This is a genomic window from Klebsiella sp. JB_Kp042 (assembly GCF_040065275.1).
Classification (GTDB): domain Bacteria; phylum Pseudomonadota; class Gammaproteobacteria; order Enterobacterales; family Enterobacteriaceae; genus Klebsiella; species Klebsiella quasipneumoniae.
Window position 1 is genome coordinate 53,612 of the sequence record NZ_JBEAJL010000098.1, and the last position, 24,624, is coordinate 78,235.

A 24,624-nucleotide genomic window follows, 5' to 3' on the forward strand; every position below is an offset into this window, starting at 1 on the left:
GGCGGGCAACGAGGTTAACTTCCCCCGGCGAGTCGCCGGGGATCAGGGTTATTTCTTGATGACCGCATTGAGCTCGCCGAGTTTGGCGGCGGGGTTCTTGTGGCACTGCTGCAACATTTTCGGCACCGAAACGGTCTCGACTTCATGCCAGTCGACGTAGTCCCCGCCGCTGAAGTCGGTGTTGCGGTTCACCACCCAGAAGGCCACCGGGGTCATGCTTTTTGGGTTCATATCCATAAACTCCTGACAGGTCATATTCTGCGGTGTGGTTTCCAGAACCGCGAACGCCGGGCTGGTCATCAGACAGAATGTGGTGGCCGCTACGGTCAGTACGAGTGCTTTAGGCAAATTCATTTTCTTCTCCAGTGACAAAATAGGGCTTAAGCCTGGGCGTGCTTCATTTTATTGCGCAGGACCAGCAAGCCGATGGCGCTAAATATCATTTCAACGCCGATAAAGGCGGTAATAAATATCCAGCTTTGCTGCGGATTCATGACCAGCCACAGGCAGGCGATAAGTAAATCCAACAGGCCGATAAAAATATTCCAGCCGGCGCCGCTTTGTTTTCGGGTTTGACATCCGTTGACGATGCGGGAAATACCGCCGAGAACAAATAAAAAGCCGAATAAGAGGGCCAGGCTGCTCATGCCGTTAAGAGGATTAACGACAAAGCTCAGACCGAGCACGATCCAGGCGATGGCGAAGATCAGCGCCACCAGGCGTGATTTCCAGTGCTGCTGGCGGAAGACGATCAGGCTGTACAGTGAGTAGAAGCCGCAGATCATCAACAACATGCCGGTCACCGTGGCGAGATACCAGCCGGCGACCAGCGGCCAGGCCAGGCAACAGGCCCCGCAGATAAACAGCAGCGCGGCCATCAAGCCGGCATGCCGTTTATATCGAATCAAGACGCGTGGGTTAAACGCATTTAAGGTGTAATGGCTAAACATAAACATAATTGCTCCGCAGATCCCGGTTGCCGGCCTGACGCTGAATATAATGCGTCATGCTTTATTCAGCGGGCCAAAAGAAAGGTCTGAGGAAAATAGTAGGCCGCTCTATCGGTAGGCGTAAATAAGAGCGCTGAGGTGACTTTATACGCCTTGTCTGACAGCTGTCAGACAAGGCCCGCAATATTCCTTCCGGGCTCTGATTCTCAATGCCCAAGATATTTTTTAAGCTGGCTGCGTTTGGTGATGCTTACCGATTTTAATCAGGAGTTAACGATGAAAAAAGTCATTCTGGCGAGCCTGCTGGCAACCATGATGGGTACCTCTCCGGTGTGGGCAGCAGATAGCGCGACGGCAGCGCCAGCCGCGGCAGCCACAGCGCAGGTGCAGAAAGAAGCCGCCGATGTGCTGCAGGTGGCGGTGCAGGGTGCGAACGCGATGCGCGACGTCCAGTTCGCCCGTCTGGCGCTGTTCCATGGCCAGCCGGATAGCGCGAAAAAACTGACTGACGACGCCGCCGCGCTGCTGGCCGCCGATGACGCCAGCTGGGCGAAGTTTGTGAAAACCGATGCTAAAGCCAAAATGATCGCCGATCGCTATGTGGTCATTAACGCCTCTATCGCTCTGTCTGAAGACTATGTAGCCACGCCGGAAAAAGAGAGTGCCATTAAATCCGCTAACGAAAAACTGGCGAAAGGCGATCAGAAAGGGGCTATCGATACCCTCCGTCTGGCCGGTATTGGCGTAATTGAGAACCAGTATCTGATGCCGCTCAACCAGACCCGTAAGGCGGTGGCGCAGGCGCAAGACCTGCTGAAAGCTGGAAAATATTACGAAGCGAATCTGGTGCTGAAAGGCGCTGAAGAGGGCATCGTGGTGGACAGCGAGATGCTGGTGGCAGGCAACTGATACCTGTTCCACCCTGAGAGAGCGCAGAGGGAGAAACTGACAAGGATGTCCCCTTAACGGTCGGGCAGGCGGACTGCCCGACCGGAACGGCTAGCGGCCGATCAGGGCGTCGATTTCGCCATCGATCTCGCGCATGACGCCGGTGATGCGCTGTACCACCTCCAGACAGCTTGCCGGCGTTAGCGAGTCAGGCCGCTTCGCCTCAAAAGGGGCGCACAGCGCTTGCAGCGCAGTAATCCCCAGAATTTGCGCTGAACCGTGCAGACGGTGCAGCGCTCGCAGAAAGATCTGCGGCTCATGCCGGGCGATTGCCTGTCCGGCAGCCTGTAAATCCGCGGCCGACGCATCGCGGAACGTCTCCAGCATCTCAGTCATCAGCGCCTGGTCTCCCCCGGTATTTTCGGTCAGCACGCTGAGCCGCAGGTGTCGGGCGACGTTTGGCGATGCGTGGCCCACCGCTAAACGGCTCAGCTCGTGGCTCAGCGTCTGAACCGACACCGGCTTAAACAGACACATATTCATGCCGCTGGCCAGACAGGCCTCCCGCGACTGCGGCAGCGCGCTGGCGGTCACCCCCCAAATCATCAGGTCCGGGTAGCGCCGACGTAGCGACGCCGCCAGCGCCAGGCCATCTTTCTTCGGCATATTGAGGTCCGTGATCAGCAGATCGTAATGTTTGCCAGCGAGCTTATTCTCCGCCTCTTCACCGTCGCAGGCTTCATCGACGCTATAGCCGATAGTGCTGAGCTGGCGCTTGAGCAGCAGCCGGTTGGTGGGATGGTCGTCGGCTATCAATATCGACAGCCCGGGCAAGACCTGCTGCCTGGCCGGCAACGCCTTCGGCGCGCGAACGGCGCAGCGACTCACCTTGACTGGCAGGATGATGGTGAAGGTGGTCCCCACGCCAGGATGGCTAACCATCTCCAGTCGGCCCTGCATGAGTGCGACCAGCTCCTGGCAAATGACCAGACCCAGGCCGGAACCGGTCTGTTTGCGCCCCTGGCGCGCCTGGGCATAACGGTGAAAGAGAGTGGTCTGCTCTTCTTCGCCGATCCCGCAGCCGCTGTCGCTAATGATGAGGGTCAGCTCCCCCTGCGTCTCATCCGCTTGCGTCAGCTGGCAGTCGACCTGAATCGCGCCCTCGGTGGTAAACTTCAGCGCATTGCCGATGAGATTATTGAGGATTTGCCGCAGCGCCTGCGGGTCGATCCACAGCATGGTCCCCTCCTGTAGCGCGTTATGGTTGTGGAGCGCGATCCCCTTTTGCTGCGCCAGCGCGCCGAAGGTGTGACACTGCTGCGACACGACCTGTGCGACCTCGCTCCACTGCGGGGTGATCTGGTATTTTCCCGACTCAATCTTGTCGATATCGAGAATATTACCGATCAGCCCCAGCAGGGTTTGCGCCGTCGACCCCGCCAGCTCGATCGCCTCTTTACGCTGACCGACGTTCAGCTCCGGTTTCGCCAGCAGTTCCAGAAAGCCGACGATGGCGCTCACCGGCGTGCGCAGCTCGTGGCTCATGCTGGCCAGAAAGCGACTCTTGGCTTTTGTCGCCTGAATTGCTTTGTCTTTTTCCCGCTCCAGGGCGCAGGAGAGGGCCTCCTTCTGCGCCAGCTCCTCCTCCAGCCGCTGCTGAGAGTCTTTACGTTTGCGCACTTCCCGGCACAGGGAGAGTCCCCACCCGAGGCTGATGGCGATCAGCACCAGCGCGAAGGCGATCAGCTGGTAAAACTGGCGGCTGTACTGGCTCCAGTTCTCTATTTGCTGGCTGGAAATTTTCGACCACTTCTCGGTCATCTGCAGAATATCCCGCGGCGGAATGGCCTGCAGCGCTTTGCTGAGGATGGCGGCCAGCACCGGCTCATCGCGCGGGATCGCCAGCCGAATGGCGGCGACCGGGAGTCCGTCGATGCGGGCGTAGTGCAGACCCTGTGGATAATAGTGGTCGATCATATAGCGGGCGGAAAGCTCCGACGCTACCGCGGCATCCACCTCGCCTTCCTCCACCATCTTCATCGCGACGCCAACATTATCCGTCTCCACCCAGTCAACCTGCGGAAAGCGCGCTTTCAGGTCGTGGGCGGCGATTGGCCCCACTGGCAGGGCGATCCGCGCCGGGCGGGCCAGCAGATGTGGGTCGGGGGCGCTGCCGCGGGCGACCAGCACAAAAGCCACGTTAATCAGCGGGTCGCTGAGGGTGACGTAGGCCTGCGGCTGTGGGGTCAGAGTCGCGGCGGGCATGATCGCCCAGTCCTCTTTTTCCATCCGCTTTGCCAGATCCTGACGGTTGCGCACCAGGATGGGGTCAAACTGCAGCCCGGTCTGTAGCGAGAAAATATTCAGCATATCGGCCATAATGCCGCGCAGCTCGTCCTCGTCATCCACCAGAGTAAAAGGCGGAAAGTAGGGGTTGACCAGCAGGCGGACGCGACGATGCTTCTGTAGCCAGCGCTGCTCTTCGGCGCTAAAGGATAGCGGCGTATTGAGAAATGACAGATCGCCGCGGTTGAGCCAGTTTTGCATGATCCGCATCGCGGTATCGCTGTCGATAGCGTGGATAAAACGGTCAAGGAGCAGGTGCAGCGCCGGTCGATCCTCGCGGGTGACAAAGCGGTTGTGCTGCTCCTGCTGACGAAAATAGTGCGCGATGACCAGCGATTGCGAGAAATATTTCGAGATGCAGTGGCCGGTGGTGATGTTGTTGCCGATGAAATACTGATTCTCGCCGCTGACCACCGAGGCGAGAGCCTGATAGTCGCTATCGTAAAGGGTGATTTTGGCGTTGGGAAACGCCTGCTGAATGATATCGAAAAAGGCGCAATCGCGGGTGCAGGCCAGCGTGACGCGGCGGTCGGTGGTCAGCGGCGGCAGGGGGGATTTTAGCGAGGTGACCAGCGTCGGCCAGGTTTTGATCAGCGGTGCGGTGTGCGTCAGTCCCGGCGCGAGCGCATCCCGATGCGCCACCTGAGTGAGCAGGGTATCCACCTGGCGGTCGGCCAGGGCGGCCAGCGCCTGCTGCTCGGTGTCATATTGGCGGATAACCACCTTCAACCCGAGGCTGTGCGCCATTAGCGCCAGATAGTCGGCGTTAATTCCCTGATAGCTCTCCTCGTCGCTGTCGTAGACGATAGGCGTCATCTCAGGCAGCCAGGTGCCGACGGTCAGCGTCGGCCGGGCGGCCAGCCAGACCTTTTCCGTATCGTTAAGCGGAATGTCGATTGCCGCAATGTGGGCATGGCTTTTCAGCTCCAGTTGCTTCATGGCAAACGCGGCGGGGGAGTGGCTTAGCGCCAGTCCGACAATCAGGGATAAAATAAGACGAACGACCATGGCATCACCCTATTTTATTGCGTTGCGCAAAGTCATAAAGCTCAAGCAGGGAGCTGCAGCCTAATTTATCCATCAGACGGACCTTATAGGTGCTGACCGTCTTATTGCTGATATTCATTTTGCTGCCGATGGTGGTGTAGTCGACGCCGCTGAGGATATAGCGGAAGACTTTCATCTCCTGCGTTGACAGCGTATCCAGCCGGTCCTGATCGGTGATGCCGTGGGTGCAGAAGCGCTCCAGTGAAAAGGGGAAATAGCTGTAGCCATTATTGGCCGCCTCGATCGCGGCGAGGATATTATTCATTCCCTCTTTTTTACTCACAAAACCATTGGCCCCGCAGTCTGCGCTGCGTTTGCCGTAGAACCGTTCATTTTTGGCGGAAATGACGATAATTTTTCCCTGGTAGCGGCGTTTGCGCAGCTGCTCAAGAACGTCGATGCCGCTGAGCTCCGGAATATCGACGTCAACGATCAGCAGGTCAGGCTGCATCGTTTCGGCGGCCTGCACCGCATGAGCGCCGCTGTCGAGCTCTGCCGCGACGGTAATACCGTTGGTATCGAGTAGGTTGCGAATGGCGATACGTGCCAATGGATGATCGTCAATGATTATCGCATTCATGGGGGCGTAAATCCTGATATGAAAAAGAAGGGCGATGTCTGGTGCAGGTGCGGCGGGGGTTATTTTTATCGATGCCGTAATAAGGCGCAATTGTAACACAAATCGTTTTCGCCCGGGGAAGATATTCTGGGCGAACCCTCGCTGAATATATTTGCATATCTGGATGACAGCTGTAGGAACAGGCGTTCGCTTACTTCAGCGCTGTCTGGTATTAAAAAAAATGCAAACGATTAATCTGCTCTTTTTAAGGTGAGTTGCCGGGAATATCGTCCGGTGACAACTGGCAGGTAAAATAATAACAATGGCAAAAGTGAAGCTCGCCCTTTGGCAAAAATGGGTTTGGAAACGTCTAATGGCAGGAATAATACTCGTGGCAATGAGTAGCGCCGCGGTGGGAAAGGACGCCTCGCCCGCTGAGGCGCGGACGCGCGATATGATGCGCTGTCAGGATTATCTGCAGCTGGATCCGCGCACCTGGACGCCGATGGTGATCTGGCTGATGAACGATCCTTTTTCCCTGCAGCCGCCGGAGTGGACCGACTTCCATGAAGCCGAGTTGGTGCTGACGCCGATCCTCACCGAAATCTGCCGTCAGGAGCCAGATGCCTGGCTGACTTCGCTGCGTGAACGGCTCAATTCCTACCAGCAGGTGCGGTCGCTAAATTAAGCGACCGCGATAAAGCGGCAGAAAAAGTGACTAAATGTGCAGTTAGCAGCCCATTCCTGCGCCGGGGATCGGCAGCGGTCCGCTTTTTGCGACAGGGCGTCGCAGGCCTTGCTCGCTGGCGTCGGGTTGGCGCCGGCGCAGATGGCATCCAGAGGCGCTGTCATCTGCGCGCTTTCACATTTATTTCCCGGCGGCAGAAAAATTCAGCGTTAATCCAACGCCGACCTCGTTAATTTTGATAAAACGCGCCAGGCTAACCTTCGCCGCAAGATCGGTACAATGGCATGGATAGACGGAGCCCGGGGACAATGCTTTAAGGTAATCCCCTGTCTGTGTGAGGCGATCTTCATCAGCATTTTGCAAATGGAACCCGCCAATGACCGAAACAATGTGATGTTCTCCGGTAACCTGTTTCGCATATTCAATAATGTTAGCTATTCCCGCGTGAGAACAGCCTGTGACTACCACCAGTCCATCTTCTGTCTTTATTGCCAGCGCAGAATCATCCATAACGTAATCATCAGTGATTTCGCCTTTCTCATCCACCGTTTGGCCTACCGGTGTCAGCATCTCGAATTTATTGTCCCTTGGTATTTGACCAAGGAAGATGATGTTTTCAGTGAGTGGATAAGGTTTTTGGCTGCAAATTTTGTTGAAGAAGAGATCATTTTTATCGAATCTGTAGTTTATCCCTATAGATTTTTCATCAAAATACTTTGGGCTTAATGCATCTGGATGGCAGATTAAGTTTATCTTTTTCTCGGGAGTGAAGTTGAGTCGATCATAATATTGGATTAAATGATTGAGTCCCCAGGTATGATCGTTATGGCCATGGGATAACACGATACTATCGATACTGGTCAAATCTATTTTCAACGTTTGCGCATTTTGCAGGAAAACATCTGAATATCCCGTATCGAAAAGAATTTTTTGGCCATCATACTCAATCAGATAAGACACACCAGGTTCACCGATAAGGTACCTGTCAATGAATGTATTATTATCAACCAGAACCGTTAATTGCATCAATAAATCCTCGATGTGGCGCCAACAATATAAAAAACGACATCTTTCTATTCTGGACTGGTGTTATGCCACAGTCATTGCGGATAAGCAATTCACCAACATTTGTCATGCATGCCAGGGCTGACCAGATGCCGCCGGGAAAAAGGATGAGCTTAACTAAAAAATTTGCATCGTGCCGTTTCTCGCTTGCGTTAGCCATGTATGCAATCGCGGCCATGCTCATCGCAAGGGAGACGGTAGTTATGCAATCGCTGTTTTTTATCCCTGACAACACAACCGGTCTATGGGGATACCGATATCGCGCCACGCCCTGATGGTCGACCAATCGAACGCTACCGTAAAGTCGGGCCGTTCGACATGAACGATCCTGAGGGCAGCAGGGATAGGAATGCGCAGTTGCCCGCATCGCTGACCTGACTTGAGAAACGTCGTATCCAGTAGAATTGCTAATATTGATATATCTTATTTCTATTTGTTATTAATGAATCATTGACAGTATTTAGCTGAACTGATTCAGCTAATGGCTCACAGGATAATATTTTGTAAAAATTATGTGATTAAAATTTAAAGGTTTGTAGTCAGCGCTAAAGATAGAAAGATCGTCTGGATTTTATCCGCTACCTTGAAGGGATTAATAAATCTGCGTTATAAATTAACCGCACTATTTAGAATGAAATGGAAATATCTGAATGAACAATTCAGAGAAATAGTGAAATAAATCTTATTATACTGGTAGCTTCAGGACAGGGTATGTTTATGAAGAATGGAATTATTCTATCAATCGCCGACCGTATCAAAGATGCGCTTCCCATACCAACAGACGAATTCAGGAAAAGGCTTGAAGAGGACTGTTATGTAATATGGAAATTGCCACACTTTGATGCACAAGAAATCACTCAAACCCCCGTTGTTCCCTCTTATGCTGATTATGTCGAGTCAAAAAATGCAGCGTTACATGGCGCTTATCTTTCTGCACATTTTCAGGCCGGCCTATGGCCCGTCGTCTATCAGGGCGAAAATAACGGACATCTTATAAGGCATGTCTGCCCGATGCTTCAGGCAGAAGAGAAAATAAGTTCTCAGGGGGCTAAGTATGACTTTTACCCGCATGTCGATAATCCCGATCTGTACATTACCGGCGAGACGCCGTCTAACCGACTTGGCGGCTGTCCTGACACTCTGAGTTTGTTGTGTCTCAGGAAAGAGGAAGGCGTTCACACCAGTCTGTTAAAACTGGATCAGATTCTGAAGAGGCTTTCTGATAAGGATATCGCTATTCTTGCCAGCCCCGCCTTCAGGATTAAACGGCCAGCCAGCTTTACAGAGGGATCCAGTATTGAGAAGGTGCCGATTATTGTGAGCGACAACGGTGTCTGGTATTCACGATTTGACTGGCACAATACACAAGGTATGACTCTCGAAGCCGAAGCCGCGCTGGAAAAAATGCGATTTATCACCCTGGAACATGACCTGTGGTTCAATGTTCCGCTGGAACCAGGCTATGCAGTGACTTTTTTAAACCAAAGAACAATGCATACCAGAAATGCTTTTGAACCTCGTTTTGATGGCACGGACAGGTGGTTATTGCGGGTTTTTGCTATGAAACACAGACCAACTGATACGCAGCTTGTCGATTCTTCACTTTGTCTCCACCACCTGCGCACACTATAACGGAACAAAAAATGTCAGATTTAGTTAATCACTCAATGTTCATTGAGGGAAGCGTTATTGCTCATTACCTTGTTCTCGGGGTGATCCTGCTGGTTATTGCATCATTTATCGCGGGCTATATTGATGCGATTGCGGGCGGTGCTGGACTCGTGTTAATTCCAGCCTTTATCCTGACAGGGTTACCACCTCAGCTTGCGCTGGGACAGGAAAAACTGGTCAGTACTATAGGCACCATCGCTGCCATTAAGAACTTTGTTAAAAATAAGTCTGTTATCTGGCGCGTTATCCCTGCGGGATTAATTTCTGCCCTGGCGGGAGCCTATGTGGGCGCGAAGGTGATATTACTTTTGCCTGTGGAGACCTTATCGATCGTCATTGTGGTGCTATTACCCGTTGGTTTACTCGCAGCAACGATTAAGGGAAAAATTAAAGAGTCCGCAGACGACTCTGCCAGGACTAACTTTCTGGCAATCTTTGTAGTGTGTTTTATCGTGGGTTTTTATGATGGTTTTTTTGGCCCTGGGACCGGTAGCCTTTTCATCATTGCCTTAACGGTTATTAATAAGTTTGGACTGCTGCAGGCATCCGCGACCAGCAAGATCTTTAATTTTGCATCCAATATAGGGGCGTTTGTTGCCTTTGCGATTGCCGGTAAGATGGCTTATTTAATCGGTATTCCGATGATTATTGCCAGCCTGGCTGGTAATCATATTGGCAGTCTGCATGCCATTAAAACCAATGGTGAAATTATCCGCAAAGTTCTGTTTGTCACCGTGGGTGCGATGATGGTGACGCTTTCAGTAAAATATTTTACAGGAGTATGAAATGGCAATGGGCAATGAAAATATCGTCGTGCGGCTGGCGCAAGACTCAGATATTCCAGAGGTGAAACAACTGCTGGAGCGCTATCACGCAAAAAATCTTGCGGGAGAGCAGCGGGCGAATGGATTTGTCACCACCGATATGACGGAGCAGCAGTTAAATGAACTGCGTTCAGCCGAAAGTGGTGTGGTGATTGCGGTTGATAGTACATGCGGCAAGGTCATTGGCCTGTTGCTTGGTGGATCGTGGGAATTTCTCAGCCCCTGGCCCATGTTTAAATACATGGCAAGTATTCTCAATGAATATCACTACCAGGGAAAAAATCTGGATGCGGTTAGCTCATACCAGTATGGCCCCATCTGTGTCGCAGAAGAGTATCGTGGCCAGGGCGTAGGCGAGATGCTGCTTGAGTATCAACGCAAGGTGTTTGCACCGCGTTATCCCGTCATCGTTACCTTTGTCAATGTGCTGAACCCGCGCTCGTATGCATTTCATACCCGCAACCAGTTTGAGGACGTCGGTTTCTTTCACTTCAATGGCAATAAGTACCACATGATGGCGTTACCGACCTCCTGAGAGGTGGGCTGATACATTGCGGCAGACCCGGCGGGCGTCTTCGGCGCCTGCCGGCATAAGCGAAGGTCCGGGTTTGGCCGGTGGCTAACCGAATTCTGCTCTTTTCAGAGGCGTCTGGAAAAGGAAAAGGGCCTACGTTTTCACGTAAGCCCTTGATATCTGGTGGCCCCTGTTGGGTTTGAACCAACGACCAAGCGATTATGAGTTCCTATGGAAATAACCGAAAATCAATGGGTCGCTTTATTTTTCATTGACATACTTTGCATCTGTTTGCCAATGATTACCTCTTTTTCGCCATTTCTATCGCCACTTTATCGCCATTATTGCGACAATACTTACTGGCAAAATTTGTAGAAGCCAAAGCTGTCGTTCAAATGAAGTTTGTTCAATATTTGTTCTTTACTGGGAGTTTCCTGTTGGATTAGCAAAAAATGCTCCTCTTCATCCATTTCAAATTCTTGGCGTTCTAACCAGTACTCGTACGCAATGCATTCGAGATAAAAATCATAGTCAAATTGCGATGTGTGCTTGTTCAGCAAGGCTTGTATGCATATTAATATAACTCTTGTGGCTCTTTTTATTATTTGAAATAGATTATTCCATACTCGCATTGAGCAATCGTAATCAGGTGTAAGATTTATAGGTATTGTCCCGTGTGCACAATGATTTCTAAGTAGCCTAATGGTATCTAATGCTCGGCATTTGTGCCCATCTTCATAGATGTCTAGATATTTGAATTCACCACTAAGATGATCGTGATGTTCGATATGTTTTCTAACTAATTCTTCCAGTGTGTTTAAATAGTGATAGAAATGTTGTGGAAGAAGGCTGTCATCAATGCTGCTAAAAAAAACTATAGTTTTAATACTAGAACTCTGAGGTGTTTCGTTACGTGGATGATGGTCTTTATTATAATATGTGGCCATCAATTTATAAGTTTCTTCTAGAGCGTTACATGTGAATATAAATCTTGTTAATTCTGTAGCATAAGCTGTGTTGTATTTGCCCTCTGAATTTAACATGGCATTAGTGGGCTCACAGGTGAACATGCTGAACGGTTCGTGCTTCCAAGCGGAAATTTCTACCTTTTCAAGCATGGAGGCTAACTTTAACCACTCACTAATTGCGTTTGTTTTCTCTTGGTGCTCGCCGCGGTAACACGAAGTAAATAGTGCTAGTTCATGCGTGTGATTTGAGATATCAGTTAATATGCTACATTTATCACATTTTTCAGCAGGCATAGTCAGCTCCTAATTGAGGCCAGAGGATTTAATTTGACGGCGTCTTCTAAATGATCTGGGGCAAAGTGCGCATAGCGCATGGTCATTTTAATGTCGGTATGGCCAAGTACGCGCTGCAAGACCAGAATATTACCACCATTCATCATAAAGTGACTGGCGAAGGTGTGGCGCAAAACGTGGGTGAGTTGTCCTGCTGGTAATTCGATGCCTGTTCTTTCCAGTGCAGACCGGAATGCGCCATAACAATCACTGAACAACCGACCTTTTCTATCATCAGACAGTGACTCATAGAGCTCTTTGCTAATTGGAACGGTGCGATTTTTTCTGCCCTTTGTGTTGGTATAGGTGATTTTGTATTTTGCTAGCTGGCTTTTTTTCATGCTCTCGGCTTCAGACCACCGTGCACCAGTTGCCAGGCAGATTCTGACCACGCTTTCTAAATCAGGGTGGTCATGGCGTTTGCATTCTCCGAGCAGCAGTGCAATCTGGTCTTGAGTCAGCCAGGCCATCTCCATTTCTTCAGTACGGAAGGGCCGCATATTTTTAAGTGGATTTTCACCTTTCCATTCACCGAGACGATTCAGTTCATTGAAGACTGCTCGAAAGTAGGCCAGCTCAAGATTAAGCGTGCGAGGCGATACCTCTTTCACCCTGTTTGAACGGGCATACTCACCTTTCAACCGTTTTTCCCGGTAGCGGGAAAACATCTGCGCATCGAAATCACGACCGAGCGGTTCACCCATACACTCAAAAGCATGGTGCATGGCTAACTGACGTTTTAAACCGTCTTTCAGTGTAATACCATGAGCGCTATACCATGAATCAACCAGCTCTTTTAACGTGCGCCTGTCTTCCTTTTCTTCCTGCCACGGGTTTTGAACGGTGTACTGCTCAAACGCCAGAGCCTCGCCCTTAGTAGCGAATTTCTTTCTGATACGTTTACCTTTTGCACCGTTTGGGTAGAGCTCACAAATCCAACCTCCAGCCGGATTTTTACGGACAGTCATCAATTAACCTCGCTGTATACACCCACTACACGGCCAATCGTTTTTATCTCATCTATCCCGCACTCAAACGGTACTTTGCCGCCCGCAACGTGTAACTTTTTGCCGGGTAAGAGCGTCAATTCTCTGATGCTGGTAGCCCCCTCAATATCAACCAACCAAAGGCCATCAGAAAGTGAGGCATCTTGTTCTATGAAGTGCAACTTTCCATCGGCGCGAACAGCAATACCTTTTGACATTTGCTTGCTAAAAAAACCAGCATCAATACTCAATGGTGAATTTTCTTCGAGTTTTCCATCACTCAGAGTGAAGGTATCTATCGTTTTCGGATCCATTGGGGACGGTTTGCCATCATATTGAGAGCCTTGCCCCGTAAGAAGCCATAGTAGGCTTGCCCCAGTTTCTAGTGCGCACTGCACGGCAAAATCATAAGAAACAGTGCCTCGCGTGTAGCGGTTTTGTAGGGAGCTGGCGGCAATATTGAAGTGCCGTGCTAGCTGGATTTTTTGAGTAAAACCATATACTTGACAAATTCTATCCAGTAACTCGTCGTTATTCACCTGAGTATCAAGTATCAAAATTTATTCCTTTTGGTATTTACTAATATTCAATCGAGTATTAGTATCGTTGTTAATTCGGGCAATCAGTGGCAGAAGTTGGCAAACAGAGGCCGTTGATTGCAAACATTGTCAAAATGGGAATCATGCAACATGGCTTCTGAAATCGCAATCATCAAAATCCCGTCTCCTGTAGTCACGCTTCAGCAATTCGCAGAACTTGAGGGTGTTTCCGAACGTACTGCCTATCGCTGGACTACAGGTGACACCCCACGTGTACCAATCGAAAAACGAGTCATCCGCAAAGGTCGTAAGAAAGCAGGTGGTCCTATCCGGATTTATTACGCTCGCTGGAAAGAAGAACAGTTGCGTAAAGCTTTGGGTCATGCACGTTTTCAGCTCATTATTGAGAACCCATATTCACTTTAAGTGAATTTTAAGGATGCGACATGTTTGATTTTCAGGTTTCCAAACACCCCCACTATGACGAAGCGTGCCGTGCTTTCGCGAAGCGTCACAATATGGCGAAGCTGGCCGGGCGTGCAGGTATGAATGTTCAAACGTTACGTAACAAGCTCAACCCCGAGCAGCCTCACCAGTTCACACCGCCTGAATTGTGGCTGCTGACTGACCTGACCGAAGACTCAACCCTGGTTGATGGCTTTCTGGCACAGATTCATTGTCTGCCATGCGTACCGGTTAATGAGCTGGCTAAAGACAAATTGCAGTCTTATGTCATGCGCGCAATGCGTGAACTCGGCGAACTGGCGAACGGTGCTGTATCTGATGAACGTCTGACCTCCGCCCGTAAGCACAACATGATTGAAAGTGTTAACTCTGGCATTCGCATGTTGTCACTGTCGGCGCTGGCGCTACATGCGCGCCTACAGACAAATCCAGCTATGACGAGTGTTGTCGATACCATGAGCGGTATTGGCGCATCATTCGGGCTGATTTGAGGTGCTTATGCTGAAAAGTGAACCATCCTTCGCGTCTCTGCTCGTTAAGCAAAGCCCCGGCATGCACTACGGCCACGGTTGGATCGCAGGTAAGAACGGCAAGCGCTGGCATCCGAGCCGCTCACAGGCTGATTTACTAGCTGGCCTCTCAACTCAAAAGCAGGGGGAATCATGGCTATCGAAGCTGTTTCCGCAACTGTTCCGCTAAAAGCGGGTGAGCGTCTGGCCGGTCTCAATCATGTGGCTGAATTGCGCGCGAGATATTGGGGCGATAGCTGGAAAGAGGTTGAGCGCTTTGTCGATGATATGCGCGATAAACGTGACCCGCAATTTGAAGAAAATAATCGGGCGCTGGCCGCTATTTTCTTTCTGGCAAAATTACCGGCGGCTCGTCATGAGCTCGAATTAAGTGAGCTGACTACTGACGAGAAAAAAGCGCTTATTACAGCGATGAATCATTTTCGTGCAGTGGTGAGTTTATTTCCCAAACGGCTAACCATGCCGAATTAATCCAAACAGAAATTTAATGGCGTAAACCCGCCGGGATTCTTATTGCCCGAAATCAGGAGAGTTAATTATGCGTAATATCGAAATCCGTTGTTTTAACACTGATAGTGATGCGCTGGCCGTATTGCTGACCGATGCAAAAAAAGAAGAGCGCAAAGACCGCGCGCTCGCTGTTTCCATCCGCCTTGAGGCGCTGGCTATTCATATCACCAAAGAGGGTATGAACGGCACCGAAGCTGCCGAACTGCTGCGCCGTGAAGCAACCCGCTTTGAGAATGAATCACAGGAGCTGCACTAATGGCCGACGCAATGGATCTAGTACAACAGCGCGAGCAGGAAGACCGCGAGCGTTACATCAACAATGCGCGCAGCCGTACCTCTGTACCTTCTCAATTCCTCTGCGAAGTATGTGACGCACCAATTCCGGAGGCACGTCGTGCTGCGATTCCCGGCGTGGCCTTTTGTGTGACCTGTCAAGAAGTCACAGAACTGAAATCCAAACATTACCGGGGGGTATAAATGGGGGTCATTGCAGTCTCTGATATTTCGGCAAAGGTAAGGGAAATAGAAACTGCATATCGCAATTATCTGGATGTATTCCGTATTCCGGAAGATCACAGGATTGTTGTGAATTATTCAGCGGGTAAAGACAGCACTGCGACACTGGCCGTGGCGAATGCGCTGTTTGGCTGTCGCGTACAGGCTGTGATGGCTGATACAGATAATGAGCATGAGCTGACTATGGGTTTCGCTAGGACTATCCATGAACAGATTGGATGTCACCCGGTTCAGGTTGTGAAGCGCATATACAGCGAGGCAGATTTTGCTCGCCGACGTGCCTACATGAAAAAGAACTGGACGAAGAAGCAGGCCATTCGCATGGGCGCTTACCGAGGCGTCATCATGCCGTCACTGGGCCGGACGGATACCGCATTTGGTCAGGCATGGCTAAAAACAGCGAAGCGCTGGGGTATCGACTTTGAGACTGCTTTAGATGCTGCCTTGTCCGTGATGCATCCGAGCGGAAACAGTTTTCTCGATGCGGCTCTCCTACACGGTAAATTCCCGATGCTCCGCGACCGGTTCTGCACCGACGAGCTCAAGATACAGATTGCCTATGATGCGGCAATTCGTCCGATGCTGGATGAGGGGGAGGTAGTAGTTCAGTGGTCAGGCGTCCGTGGTGATGAGTCATCCAAACGTGCCGGTTATGACCGCTTCGCAGTCGATATGCGCGATGAAGGTTATCTCTATAACTTCCTGCCAATTCATCAGTGGACGGCTGCAGATGTATTTGCCTTGCATAGATATTTCGGTATTAAGCCAAATCCACTGTATTTGCAGGGGGCTTCTCGCGTCGGTTGCATGAACTGCGTGCTTTGCAACAAAGAGGAAATTTCAGAAACCGCTGCCCGTTGGCCGGAGCATATTGAAAAACATCGCCAGTGGGAGATGAAGGTTCGTCTGGCCTCCCGCTGGGTGCACTGGATGAGTACCGGTACGGTGAGTCAGGCATGGGTCAACTCGATAATCGGTTTCCGCGAGATAACAAATCGACGTGGCGAAACAGTGAAAGTCAGGCGTCTACTGGGAGACGTGCCGCGCCTTTATGGTCTTGATACGGAAGTTCAGCATCTCGACTGGTCCGGGTTTTATGGGCCGCGTGGGGGAATGGGCGCGCCATCGGTACCCGAAGTGGTGGAATGGGCCAGGACAGGTCGGGGCGGCAAAGTATATGATTTAGTTAAGGCCAGCCTGAATACTGCCACCTGCTCATCACGATATGGCCTGTGCGAATGAGTGATGTCTCCTTTGCTTACCCGTGGAACGCTCCACGGTCGGCAATATCCAGCCCATATCTTACCTATGAGCAACAGTATCGCCGCGACCGTATGTTCGCGGCTTTGCTGCATGTGAGAAAGGTGCTTTCTCTCCAGCCTGAGTGCGTGCGTTTTGATGTTTATCGCACCGCTGCAGTGCTGGAACAAACTCAGGGCAGTCAACGAGCTAATGCCTTTTTAATCAGCTTCTGCAAAAAGGCATTACCACGTCTTGAACTGGTCGCAAAAAAATACGAGTGCGCGGGTATCAACAGCAATGTTTCAGCCGCTGTTTTTGGTGGTCATTTTCATACCCAGCTTATGCAATATCTGGCGTCACGCATGGTCAATATAGTCGCCAGATATAATCGTCTCCCTGATATGTCGCGCGCCGATATTGACCTGCTGGCCGCTGATATCGCTAATTTCATCCGGTCAGAGCTGGCCAGCATTGATGACACCGGATTTAGTGAGCTCAAAACGCTGTACACATGGTACATGCGCGCCGGTATTATTTCCCTACAATTCAACGTTACCCCGCCGCACTGGGAGCGGGTGGCAAAGAAATATATCGGTGAGGATGAAATCGCACCGGCTATCACCCGCATGTTTAACGATACGTGGTGGCGTGGTCGTCTACGTCGCGTCGCGGCTGCATGGCGCGAGCATCTGCAAATTGCCGTTGGCAACGTCAGCAAGAAAAAGCATGCATACGCGAGTAAAAACTGCGTGACTGACTGGCGCGAGCAGAAGCGACGCACGCGTGAATTCCTCAAGGGGCTGGATCTCGAAGACGAAGACGGCAACCGCATTAGTCTTATCGAAAAATACGACGGTTCGGTCGCTAACCCTGCGATACGTCGCTGCGAGCTGATGACCCGCATCCGTGGGTTTGAAAATATCTGCAATGAACTCGGATACGTCGGGGAGTTTTACACCCTGACTGCACCGTCTAAATTTCACGCTACCACCAAAGCTGGTTACCGTAACAGCAAATGGGGCGGTGCTAGCCCGTCTGACACGCAGAGCTATCTAACCGGCCTTTGGGCGCGCATACGCGCCAAGCTGCACCGGGAAGAAATCCGCATTTTCGGCATACGTGTTGCCGAGCCTCATCACGACGGAACGCCGCATTGGCACATGCTTATGTTCATGTTGCCGGAAGACATCGAGCGCGTGCGCCTCATCATCCGTGATTATGCGTGGGAGGAAGACCGCCACGAACTGAGAAGCGATAAAGCCCAAAAAGCGCGCTTTCATGCCGAGGCCATTGACCCGGAAAAGGGCAGTGCTACCGGCTATGTCGCTAAATACATTTCGAAAAATATCGACGGTTATGCCCTTGATGGTGAAACCGATGACGAAAGCGGTGAGCTGCTGAAAGAGACTGCCCCCGCCGTTTCAGCATGGGCGGCGCGCTGGCATATCCGTCAATTTCAGTTTGTCGGCGGTGCGCCGGTAACGGTTTACCGTGAGCTGCGTCGTCTCGCTGATACCGAGACCGCACATGGTCTGAGCGTTGAGTTTGCTGCTGTCCATGATGCTGCCGATGCTGGTGATTGGGCTGGCTACGTTAATGCACAGGGTGGCCCGTTTGTACGTCGTGACGATTTGCAGGTGCGTACGCTGTATGAGCCGCGCGCAGAGTTCAATCAATATGGCGAGGAAACTGTTTGCATTCGTGGCGTGTACGACTCCGCCGTCGGCGCAGACACTCCGATTTTAACCCGGCTCACACAGTGGAAAATTGTGCCGAAGCGTGACGTTGATTTGGCCGTTGACGTTAAGGGCGCTCCTGCGCCCTCTCGGAGTTCTGTCAATAACTGTACGGGAAGCGAAAGCGATCCACCAATACTGGATTTAACAAAACCACTGAGTCGGCGCGAAAGACGAGAGCTGACCAACCGTCTCCGGAAGCAAAAGCCTGCAATACGGCGAAAATTCATCCACGGATCGGATAAGCAAAATGCAGCTATAGCGAAAACTATCGACGAGATACATCTGACAACCGGCATCACTATCAGCCGGGGCGAAGCCCTGCATCTGATGGCCGGTGGTAAAAGTTGTTTTGATGGCAAATGGCTACGCGCAACGCCTAAAGAAGAAATATTTTCCGCAATGCCATCGCATGAGTCTAAAGCCAGAAAAATCCTTAGTCGTGCCGCTGCTTTAGCTGAGCTGGAAACTAAAATGTAACCACTAATATTCATCCATATCATGTACATACAGTGCATTTAACAGTGATTTTTTCTTCACACCTTTTGCTAATACGTTATACTGTTTATTTGTACAGTGTCTCATGGTGGAGGTTATGTGGATAGAGAGTTATGCGAGCACGTTATGATTGAGCGGGTCGAAATGATTGCGCGTCTGACGGCTGAGGGCGCTTGTCAGGAAAGAGACCGTGAAATCGCATTAAATTTAATTGCGGAAATAGCAAGAGGCAACCTAATGAAAAATAATAATTTTTCTGTTGTTTTTTCCGCGCCGCCTGTTGATGAAACATTTGCAAAGGAGGGCAAAGTGAAAGTAAATATCACGTTGGATAAAGACCAAAAAATCGACCAGCCGGTAATTGATGCTTTTCAGTGCGAATTGACTAGGCGAATACAGTCTGTTTTTCCGTCAACGCGCGTTACTGTTAAAAAGGGATCCATGACCAGTGTCGAGCTGATGGGATTCGATAAAGATTCAGACCGCGAAGCGCTGGATGGCATCCTTCAGGAAGTGTGGGAAGATGAGAGCTGGCGTTAATCCCTGAAAAATGTGCAATCCTTGACCCCATGTTTGATAGCATAGGGCTGTTTTGTATAGGATTACACACAAAGGAAAATTATGGATAGCGGCACGTGTCAACGTGTGACCAGGTGAAGTCGATTCGATAGTCGACAATTAAACAATATAGTGACAAACGCCGCCGGGGCTGAAACTTGTTTTCAGTGCTGGCGGGGTTGAACAGCGAGCCCCGTGAGGCGTTAGTGCGCTATGAACAATCACAGTTTAGAAATGAGCTAATCATATGAATTTAAAATTTATTTGGATAGTCGCTCTTTGTGCTTTGATGTTTGCGTTAGGTTTCTTCTTTGGTGGGGTTAACTGGGAGTGGGCTGGGGGCAAACACTCAAACGAAGTGGCGCTATGGAGCATGCTAGGCGGATGGCTATCAGCGTTTGCAACTTTGGCTGCCGTGCTGGTTTCTTTGTATATGGCATACCAGGCTGTTCAGAATGATACTGAAAAGCTGAGGGTTATACATGGGATAAGCGGGGAAGTTTCCCATGGAAAGGGGGTGAATTGCTCAATTACGATTCAAAATATGAGAAACTTAAAATTGAATGTTACGGGGGTTTTTTTTTCCCTAGGTAACTCGTCGGGGCGTTACTCTTTAGAAAATGCAATTGGTAGACGTGACCTTTCCATGTCATATAAGGGCGAGCTATTAACTGCCAGTTTTGTTATTGATTCTGGAGTGACATGGTGGGGGACATATTCATTATTCGAAAAAGATCAAGGCATAGACTTTAAAAAAGGAAAGCTCTTTATAACGACTAATCTTAATACGTACGAGTCTAAGTTACCCTCCGTTTATTTAACGGCTTTCAAAGATGCTTATTCGCGCTATCGAGCGCTAAAATAGGTATGCATGTATCACGTGCATGGTTTTGCATGCAACGAGGTTGCTTGTTCTGGTCGTTCGCCGCCAGAGCTGGCGCGGATCCAGAGTGGTCATGCAACTGCATTAAAACCGCCCCATTAAGCGGGCAGGCGAGGCGGGGAAAGCACCGCGCGCCAGTAGTGAAGTGTTGTAATATTAAAGATTATCGGCTGAGAGCATCGTGATGACGCGGTCATGAACGCTGTCGTGTGGGTGTGGTCGTTCACCTGTGTAGCTTCCGACGTGTATTGGCGACACGTTGGAAAAGCCGCTTAGGCACAGCGGCTTAACAGGAGAGGTAGGTTTCAAACTGCTTATATTCCTACAACTATTAAACTAATTTACATGTATGTAGAGTCCAGAGTTACTGGACCAGTCTGGGCACTCTAAAACAAGCCCAAACTGCTTGAATATTCCATCAATGGCTACTGTAATATCCCGGTAATCATCAAAACCATTAATGTGCTGGTCATTAAATTTGTCATAAAGATTCTTAAATGCAACGCCTAACTCTGATAATTGATTATTTATTTTTGAGGTGGATAGTGTAAGAGCTAGTTTTGGGTTGTATTCATCAATGTTGATGTCCAGAGAGTGGATATAACCTATAGCATATGCATAAGAGTTGATGATTAGCTTGATACGTTTTTTGGCTTCGAGATACATCGTATCCAAAGAAATATTATTGGTTTTATAGCTCCATATGAGATTTTCAATCTCGTCAGACACTTCACTTATGACAGTGTCAAGACTCTCTAAAAATAAATTGATAGTCTCTAAAGGGGCTGAGCGTGAAGACATATAATTAGCGAGGTACTCAGACCATGCGCGTGTAGCAGAGATAAGTAGCGCGTCTCCATACTCGTTGACCATAAATTTCTGATCTAAGCATGTTAGTAAGTTTTTTTCATGTACATGTACTAACTCATGGTGAATGCGATGGATCACAGCGGGATAACCGTCTTCGTTCAACTTTAAGAAACTACCGTCGTTAAAAAGCTCAACAAAAAAATCAATGGATAGTACAAGGGTGTATTCTTCACATTGTCCATTGCTGCCAGTTTTTGATACTAGCTGTGCGATGGCTGTGCCCTGTTTGCTATTGGTAAATGAGCTAGGGGATTGGTGTTGGTAAATGGATGTAACCTTTTTGAGGGCTTCGCTAAAATTATAGGAAATAACTGCGCATTTTAATTTTGAGATTTCAAGGTTGAGGTTGTTAGATAAAATCCTGATGGCTTCTAGTGTGAAGTTGCCGATATTATTTGCTTCTTCTTCGGTTGCAAACCCTTCAAGGGTTATTTTAAAATCAGCTTCCAACATATTATTCTCCACACCCATTATTTTGATTTCTCATGCACTATAACTTTCGCAGAGTACATCTTCAATAATGAGTGCAGAGATTGAGGCGACCTGAGTTATTCCGGGTTGTCGAGGGTGTAGCTTTTGAAGCGGATCACCTCCTGACCGGCCCACGCGTTGACCTCGCGCATCCGGTCCTGCAGCGGTATAAGCTCGTTACGGACAAACACCTTTGCCACCTTCTCGATGTCGCCGAGCGAGCCGACGTTTTCCGGTTTACCTCCCATCAACTGGAACGGGATGCGGTGCGCGTCGAGCAGGTCGGCGGCGCTGACTTTCTTGATATTGAAAAAGTCGTCTTTCGTGGCCACCTCGCTGAGCGGCACAATTTTAATGCCGTCCGGTTTTCCGTGCGGTGCGTAGAAAAACAGATTTTTGAAGTTCCCAAGACCTTTTGAGCTGCGCATCGCATCACGCAGCGCCTCAACATCGGTACCGCTTTGCGCGGCGTCTGTCACATACATGATGTAACCGGCATGTGCGCCGTTCTGGTAATACTTGCGACGGAACAGCGTTGCTGCCTCGTTCAGCCAGGCGGAATTGAGTGCGCTGAGATATTCCGGCATGCCGTACAGCTCCTGGTTGATGTCAGGCTCCAGCAGGTGGAATACGGAGCCCGGCGCGAACGGGTGCGGCTGGTCGAATGACGGCACCCACCAGTAGACATCCTCCTCAATACCACGCCGGGTGTATTTTGCCGGTGACGCTTCCAGTTTCAGCGGGCGACCAGTGACACTCTTTCGTTGCTCTAAAAAGGCGTTGCCAAACACCAGAAAGTCGAGCGCGAAGCGGCTGAAGTCCTGTTGTGATAAAAGCGGATGCGGAATAAACGTTGAGGCCAGAATGTTGCGCTTAACGTAAATCGGCGAGCTGTGATGAACGGCGGCGCGCAGGCTTTTCGCCAGCCCGTTAAAGCTGACCGGTGGTTCGAACCATTTGCCGTTATTGACGCATTCCACGTAATCCAGAATATCGCGGCGGTCGAGCACCGCGCTCGGTTCACCAAACGTAAACGCCTCCACTTTTTGGGGCGCGGTGTCTTTCATGTTGTGCGTGCGCTTTTGTGGCTGCGGCTTTCGGCCTTTGTATTTACTCATCAGTTGAACTCCAGAATGGAAGATGTTGCCTGGCCGCTGCCAGCGGTCAGCGGTTCATTTAACAGCGCGTGCATGGTCGCCCAGGCGACGTCCGCGTGACTGGCCTCCTCGGTGCGGCTGGCCTCATAGGTCGCGCTGCGCCCGCTGCTGGTCATGGTCTTGCGGATAGCCATAAACGAGGTAGTGATGTCGGTGGCGCTGACGTCGTATTCGAGACAGCCGCGGCGAATAACGTCTTTTGCCTTAAGCACCATCGCGGTTTTCATTTCCGGCGTGTAGCGGATATCGCGGGCGGCAGGATAAAACGAGCGAACCAGCTGGAAGACGCCAATACCGAGGCCGGTCGCATCGATACCGATGTACTCGACGTTGTATTTTTCGGTGAGCTGGCGAATGGATTCGGCCTGCGTCGCAAAGTCCATGCCTTTCCACTGGTGACGCTCCAGAATGCGAAACTTGCCACCGGCGACAACCGGCGGCGCGAGCACCACACACCCGGCGCTGTCGCCGCTGTGCGACGGGTCGTAGCCAACCCACACCGGGCGGGAGCCGAACGGGTTGTCGGCGAACGGCGCAAAGTCTTCCCACTCCTCCAGACTGTCGACCATGCAGCGTTGCAAATCCTCGAACGGGAACACCGACGCCTTGTCGTCAACGAACTCGCACATAAACAAATTGCGGAAGTCGTCGACGCTGTTTTCCTGTCGGAGCTGCTCAAGGTTAAACAGCGTACAGCCCCCGGCGAGCGCATCCTCAATGGTGACAATCTGCCGCCACTGGCCGTCAGGACATGCCACGCCAGCGGCGAGGGCATCATGACTGATATCGATGTCGACGCGTTCACTGACGCGGGCGCGGCCACGGTTAAATAATTCCCCGGACCAGAACGGGTAAGCGCCGTGTGCCAGGGTGGACGGTGTTGAAAAATAGGTGCTGCGCAGGTGGCTTTGTGAGGCCATGCCCGACGATACTTTGCGCAGTTTCTGGAAGTTGGGGATCCAGAATATTTCATCGACATACAGGTCGCCGTTATGACTCTGCGCGGTGTTTGAGTTGGTGCCAAGAAAAATCAGCTTTGCGCCGTTGTTGCCAATGACGATCGGGTCGCCGGTCAGCTCCACATCAACCCGGCGGGCAAACTGGATGATGTACTCACGGAATACATACGCCTGCGTTTTGCTTGCTGACAGAAAAATCTGGTTATGGCCGGTTTTCAGCGCGTGCAGCAGCGCCTCACGGGAAAAGTAGAACGTCGCCCCAATCTGGCGCGATTTCAGAATGTCGCGAATACGGTGCTCAAGCCCGGCGCGGTACCAGCGGAGCTGATATTCGAAAGACTCCGCGAAAAAAATCTCTTCCAGTTTTTCGATAGCCTCGTCGCTGAAAAAGTTCTTTGTCGGCTTTTTGCGGTCGCCTTTGTTGCGGTTGGCCACGCGGGGATTCAGGTCAGCCTCGTTTCCGGTCTGGCCGTAGCGGTTAATCCGCGCAAAGCGCTCCATCTGCCGGGCCAGAAAATCGGCGACCTTGAAATCGTGGGGCGTCAGGCTGGGTTTCGCATAAAGCTGGATCAGCCGGGCCTCTAAGGTGCTTTCGACCCGGTTCAGCGGTGCGGTTTCCTCCCAGTGGTCGCGCTGTTTCCAACTCTGCACCGTGGGGCGTTTGGTCTGCAACATGTCGGCAATCTGCGGCACGGAGAACCCCTGCCAGTACAGCAAAGCCGCCTGACGTCGCGGGTCGTTTAACAAAGTGGTGTCGGTGGTGATGGTCATGGATGCCTCGCCGTGATTGATACAGGGCAAGGCTAAAGAAACGGGGGGTGCGAATCGCTAAGGTGCTGTTGTGTGGGGGA

At 50.8% G+C, this 24,624-nt stretch carries 26 protein-coding genes and 1 pseudogene; 15 read left to right on the forward strand and 12 right to left on the reverse strand.

Annotation, left to right across the window (positions count from 1 at the left end; translation table 11 throughout):
• Nucleotides 1-48: 48 nt before the first annotated feature.
• Both hdeB and ABLV54_RS19730 read right to left on the reverse strand, forming a co-directional pair.
• Nucleotides 49-354: an acid-activated periplasmic chaperone HdeB gene (hdeB, locus tag ABLV54_RS19725; protein ID WP_023291054.1), complete on the reverse strand. Its 306-nt coding sequence runs from the start codon at nucleotides 352-354 to the stop codon at nucleotides 49-51.
• A 26-nt stretch (nucleotides 355-380) separates the two neighbouring features.
• Nucleotides 381-956: an HdeD family acid-resistance protein gene (locus ABLV54_RS19730; RefSeq protein WP_044524797.1), complete on the reverse strand. Its 576-nt coding sequence runs from the start codon at nucleotides 954-956 to the stop codon at nucleotides 381-383.
• A 240-nt stretch (nucleotides 957-1,196) separates the two neighbouring features.
• On the opposite strand from ABLV54_RS19730, the gene ABLV54_RS19735 reads away from it, so the two are divergent.
• Entirely contained in the window at nucleotides 1,197-1,859 is a 663-nt protein-coding gene (locus ABLV54_RS19735) for a YfdX family protein (RefSeq protein WP_072096602.1), read from the forward strand.
• Nucleotides 1,860-1,949: 90 nt separating this feature from the next.
• Here the strand turns inward: ABLV54_RS19735 and ABLV54_RS19740 are convergent, their stop codons facing one another.
• Together ABLV54_RS19740 and evgA are read right to left on the reverse strand one after the other, a co-directional pair.
• Nucleotides 1,950-5,192 carry a transporter substrate-binding domain-containing protein gene (locus ABLV54_RS19740; protein WP_050533725.1) on the reverse strand — a complete coding sequence of 1,081 codons (3,243 nt, stop codon included), beginning with the start codon at nucleotides 5,190-5,192 and terminating at the stop codon, nucleotides 1,950-1,952.
• Between the two features lie 4 nt (nucleotides 5,193-5,196).
• Nucleotides 5,197-5,811, reverse strand: a complete 615-nt coding sequence (evgA, locus tag ABLV54_RS19745) for an acid-sensing system DNA-binding response regulator EvgA (protein ID WP_023291050.1) — start codon at nucleotides 5,809-5,811, stop codon at nucleotides 5,197-5,199.
• 301 nt (nucleotides 5,812-6,112) lie between these two features.
• Here evgA and ABLV54_RS19750 point away from each other — a divergent pair, with 301 nt between their 5' ends.
• Entirely contained in the window at nucleotides 6,113-6,478 is a 366-nt protein-coding gene (locus tag ABLV54_RS19750) for an HdeA/HdeB family chaperone (RefSeq protein ID WP_072096603.1), read from the forward strand.
• Nucleotides 6,479-6,549: 71 nt separating this feature from the next.
• On the opposite strand, the pseudogene ABLV54_RS19755 reads toward ABLV54_RS19750, so the two are convergent.
• Nucleotides 6,550-6,627: pseudogene (locus ABLV54_RS19755) on the reverse strand (hypothetical protein); the annotation flags it as partial.
• A 31-nt stretch (nucleotides 6,628-6,658) separates the two neighbouring features.
• Nucleotides 6,659-7,504: an MBL fold metallo-hydrolase gene (locus ABLV54_RS19760; protein ID WP_050533726.1), complete on the reverse strand. Its 846-nt coding sequence runs from the start codon at nucleotides 7,502-7,504 to the stop codon at nucleotides 6,659-6,661.
• 750 nt (nucleotides 7,505-8,254) lie between these two features.
• Here ABLV54_RS19760 and ABLV54_RS19765 point away from each other — a divergent pair.
• The 3 genes from ABLV54_RS19765 to ABLV54_RS19775 are packed head-to-tail and all read left to right on the forward strand — an operon-like array spanning nucleotide 8,255 to nucleotide 10,573.
• Nucleotides 8,255-9,175, forward strand: coding sequence for a TauD/TfdA family dioxygenase (locus ABLV54_RS19765; protein ID WP_050533727.1), 921 nt, complete (start codon nucleotides 8,255-8,257; stop codon nucleotides 9,173-9,175).
• Nucleotides 9,176-9,186: 11 nt separating this feature from the next.
• A complete protein-coding gene (locus ABLV54_RS19770) occupies nucleotides 9,187-9,999 on the forward strand; it encodes a TSUP family transporter (protein ID WP_223825684.1) in 813 nt (270 codons plus the stop codon).
• Between the two features lies 1 nt (nucleotide 10,000).
• Nucleotides 10,001-10,573: a GNAT family N-acetyltransferase gene (locus ABLV54_RS19775; protein WP_049015112.1), complete on the forward strand. Its 573-nt coding sequence runs from the start codon at nucleotides 10,001-10,003 to the stop codon at nucleotides 10,571-10,573.
• Nucleotides 10,574-10,908: 335 nt separating this feature from the next.
• Here the strand turns inward: ABLV54_RS19775 and ABLV54_RS19780 are convergent, their stop codons facing one another.
• From ABLV54_RS19780 to ABLV54_RS19790, 3 genes are read right to left on the reverse strand one after another with little or no spacing between them, the layout of a single operon-like run.
• On the reverse strand, nucleotides 10,909-11,814 hold the full coding sequence (locus ABLV54_RS19780) for a hypothetical protein (protein ID WP_248860947.1): 906 nt from the start codon (nucleotides 11,812-11,814) through the stop codon (nucleotides 10,909-10,911).
• A gap of 2 nt (nucleotides 11,815-11,816) precedes the next feature.
• Nucleotides 11,817-12,821: a tyrosine-type recombinase/integrase gene (locus tag ABLV54_RS19785; RefSeq protein WP_248860946.1), complete on the reverse strand. Its 1,005-nt coding sequence runs from the start codon at nucleotides 12,819-12,821 to the stop codon at nucleotides 11,817-11,819.
• On the reverse strand, nucleotides 12,821-13,396 hold the full coding sequence (locus tag ABLV54_RS19790; RefSeq protein ID WP_248860945.1) for a phage repressor protein CI: 576 nt from the start codon (nucleotides 13,394-13,396) through the stop codon (nucleotides 12,821-12,823). Before ABLV54_RS19790 ends, ABLV54_RS19785 begins: the two co-directional genes overlap by 1 nt.
• Before the next feature lie 132 nt (nucleotides 13,397-13,528).
• Between ABLV54_RS19790 and ABLV54_RS19795 the strand changes: the two genes are divergently transcribed.
• From ABLV54_RS19795 to ABLV54_RS19840, 10 genes are all read left to right on the forward strand, one after another.
• Complete coding sequence (locus tag ABLV54_RS19795; protein ID WP_020437882.1) at nucleotides 13,529-13,804, forward strand: hypothetical protein; 276 nt, start codon at nucleotides 13,529-13,531, stop codon at nucleotides 13,802-13,804.
• A 20-nt stretch (nucleotides 13,805-13,824) separates the two neighbouring features.
• The gene (locus tag ABLV54_RS19800) at nucleotides 13,825-14,334 is read left to right on the forward strand and encodes a phage regulatory CII family protein (protein ID WP_248860944.1); all 510 of its coding nucleotides are present in this window, start codon (nucleotides 13,825-13,827) and stop codon (nucleotides 14,332-14,334) included.
• A gap of 7 nt (nucleotides 14,335-14,341) precedes the next feature.
• Nucleotides 14,342-14,542, forward strand: coding sequence for a phage filamentation protein Fil family protein (locus ABLV54_RS19805; RefSeq protein WP_248860943.1), 201 nt, complete (start codon nucleotides 14,342-14,344; stop codon nucleotides 14,540-14,542).
• Nucleotides 14,506-14,844, forward strand: coding sequence for a DUF5347 domain-containing protein (locus tag ABLV54_RS19810; RefSeq protein WP_248860942.1), 339 nt, complete (start codon nucleotides 14,506-14,508; stop codon nucleotides 14,842-14,844). Before ABLV54_RS19805 ends, ABLV54_RS19810 begins: the two co-directional genes overlap by 37 nt.
• A 67-nt stretch (nucleotides 14,845-14,911) precedes the next feature.
• Complete coding sequence (locus tag ABLV54_RS19815) at nucleotides 14,912-15,139, forward strand: DUF2732 domain-containing protein (RefSeq protein ID WP_248860941.1); 228 nt, start codon at nucleotides 14,912-14,914, stop codon at nucleotides 15,137-15,139.
• Nucleotides 15,139-15,360, forward strand: coding sequence for a TraR/DksA family transcriptional regulator (locus ABLV54_RS19820; RefSeq protein WP_248860940.1), 222 nt, complete (start codon nucleotides 15,139-15,141; stop codon nucleotides 15,358-15,360). Before ABLV54_RS19815 ends, ABLV54_RS19820 begins: the two co-directional genes overlap by 1 nt.
• A complete protein-coding gene (locus ABLV54_RS19825) occupies nucleotides 15,361-16,641 on the forward strand; it encodes a phosphoadenosine phosphosulfate reductase family protein (protein ID WP_248860939.1) in 1,281 nt (426 codons plus the stop codon). It begins immediately after the preceding gene.
• A 146-nt stretch (nucleotides 16,642-16,787) separates the two neighbouring features.
• Nucleotides 16,788-18,857: a replication endonuclease gene (locus ABLV54_RS19830; protein WP_348814216.1), complete on the forward strand. Its 2,070-nt coding sequence runs from the start codon at nucleotides 16,788-16,790 to the stop codon at nucleotides 18,855-18,857.
• A gap of 117 nt (nucleotides 18,858-18,974) precedes the next feature.
• A complete protein-coding gene (locus ABLV54_RS19835) occupies nucleotides 18,975-19,415 on the forward strand; it encodes a DinI-like family protein (RefSeq protein WP_052454855.1) in 441 nt (146 codons plus the stop codon).
• 265 nt (nucleotides 19,416-19,680) lie between these two features.
• Nucleotides 19,681-20,298, forward strand: a complete 618-nt coding sequence (locus tag ABLV54_RS19840; RefSeq protein WP_348814212.1) for a hypothetical protein — start codon at nucleotides 19,681-19,683, stop codon at nucleotides 20,296-20,298.
• 354 nt (nucleotides 20,299-20,652) lie between these two features.
• Here the strand turns inward: ABLV54_RS19840 and ABLV54_RS19845 are convergent, their stop codons facing one another.
• The 3 genes from ABLV54_RS19845 to ABLV54_RS19855 all read right to left on the reverse strand — a co-directional run bounded on the left by ABLV54_RS19845 (nucleotide 20,653) and on the right by ABLV54_RS19855 (nucleotide 24,544).
• Nucleotides 20,653-21,639: a hypothetical protein gene (locus ABLV54_RS19845; RefSeq protein WP_248860938.1), complete on the reverse strand. Its 987-nt coding sequence runs from the start codon at nucleotides 21,637-21,639 to the stop codon at nucleotides 20,653-20,655.
• Between the two features lie 95 nt (nucleotides 21,640-21,734).
• Complete coding sequence (locus tag ABLV54_RS19850) at nucleotides 21,735-22,775, reverse strand: phage portal protein (protein WP_248860937.1); 1,041 nt, start codon at nucleotides 22,773-22,775, stop codon at nucleotides 21,735-21,737.
• On the reverse strand, nucleotides 22,775-24,544 hold the full coding sequence (locus tag ABLV54_RS19855; RefSeq protein WP_248860936.1) for a terminase ATPase subunit family protein: 1,770 nt from the start codon (nucleotides 24,542-24,544) through the stop codon (nucleotides 22,775-22,777). Before ABLV54_RS19855 ends, ABLV54_RS19850 begins: the two co-directional genes overlap by 1 nt.
• Nucleotides 24,545-24,624: the final 80 nt, after the last annotated feature.

Excerpts from the sequence above, each read along its gene's own strand:
- ABLV54_RS19795 (WP_020437882.1), top strand. The coding sequence starts at position 13,529 with ATGGCTTCTGAAATCGCAATCATCAAAATCCCGTCTCCTGTAGTCACG.
- ABLV54_RS19765 (WP_050533727.1), top strand. The coding sequence starts at position 8,255 with ATGTTTATGAAGAATGGAATTATTCTATCAATCGCCGACCGTATCAAA.
- ABLV54_RS19840 (WP_348814212.1), top strand. The coding sequence starts at position 19,681 with ATGAATTTAAAATTTATTTGGATAGTCGCTCTTTGTGCTTTGATGTTT.
- ABLV54_RS19770 (WP_223825684.1), top strand. The coding sequence starts at position 9,187 with ATGTCAGATTTAGTTAATCACTCAATGTTCATTGAGGGAAGCGTTATT.
- ABLV54_RS19730 (WP_044524797.1), bottom strand. The coding sequence starts at position 956 with ATGTTTATGTTTAGCCATTACACCTTAAATGCGTTTAACCCACGCGTC.
- ABLV54_RS19855 (WP_248860936.1), bottom strand. The coding sequence starts at position 24,544 with ATGACCATCACCACCGACACCACTTTGTTAAACGACCCGCGACGTCAG.
- hdeB (WP_023291054.1), bottom strand. The coding sequence starts at position 354 with ATGAATTTGCCTAAAGCACTCGTACTGACCGTAGCGGCCACCACATTC.
- ABLV54_RS19845 (WP_248860938.1), bottom strand. The coding sequence starts at position 21,639 with ATGTTGGAAGCTGATTTTAAAATAACCCTTGAAGGGTTTGCAACCGAA.
- ABLV54_RS19785 (WP_248860946.1), bottom strand. The coding sequence starts at position 12,821 with ATGACTGTCCGTAAAAATCCGGCTGGAGGTTGGATTTGTGAGCTCTAC.
- evgA (WP_023291050.1), bottom strand. The coding sequence starts at position 5,811 with ATGAATGCGATAATCATTGACGATCATCCATTGGCACGTATCGCCATT.
- ABLV54_RS19805 (WP_248860943.1), top strand. The coding sequence starts at position 14,342 with ATGCTGAAAAGTGAACCATCCTTCGCGTCTCTGCTCGTTAAGCAAAGC.
- ABLV54_RS19850 (WP_248860937.1), bottom strand. The coding sequence starts at position 22,775 with ATGAGTAAATACAAAGGCCGAAAGCCGCAGCCACAAAAGCGCACGCAC.
- ABLV54_RS19815 (WP_248860941.1), top strand. The coding sequence starts at position 14,912 with ATGCGTAATATCGAAATCCGTTGTTTTAACACTGATAGTGATGCGCTG.
- ABLV54_RS19775 (WP_049015112.1), top strand. The coding sequence starts at position 10,001 with ATGGCAATGGGCAATGAAAATATCGTCGTGCGGCTGGCGCAAGACTCA.
- ABLV54_RS19735 (WP_072096602.1), top strand. The coding sequence starts at position 1,197 with ATGCTTACCGATTTTAATCAGGAGTTAACGATGAAAAAAGTCATTCTG.
- ABLV54_RS19760 (WP_050533726.1), bottom strand. The coding sequence starts at position 7,504 with ATGCAATTAACGGTTCTGGTTGATAATAATACATTCATTGACAGGTAC.
- ABLV54_RS19800 (WP_248860944.1), top strand. The coding sequence starts at position 13,825 with ATGTTTGATTTTCAGGTTTCCAAACACCCCCACTATGACGAAGCGTGC.
- ABLV54_RS19810 (WP_248860942.1), top strand. The coding sequence starts at position 14,506 with ATGGCTATCGAAGCTGTTTCCGCAACTGTTCCGCTAAAAGCGGGTGAG.
- ABLV54_RS19825 (WP_248860939.1), top strand. The coding sequence starts at position 15,361 with ATGGGGGTCATTGCAGTCTCTGATATTTCGGCAAAGGTAAGGGAAATA.
- ABLV54_RS19780 (WP_248860947.1), bottom strand. The coding sequence starts at position 11,814 with ATGCCTGCTGAAAAATGTGATAAATGTAGCATATTAACTGATATCTCA.
- ABLV54_RS19820 (WP_248860940.1), top strand. The coding sequence starts at position 15,139 with ATGGCCGACGCAATGGATCTAGTACAACAGCGCGAGCAGGAAGACCGC.
- ABLV54_RS19750 (WP_072096603.1), top strand. The coding sequence starts at position 6,113 with ATGGCAAAAGTGAAGCTCGCCCTTTGGCAAAAATGGGTTTGGAAACGT.
- ABLV54_RS19740 (WP_050533725.1), bottom strand. The coding sequence starts at position 5,192 with ATGGTCGTTCGTCTTATTTTATCCCTGATTGTCGGACTGGCGCTAAGC.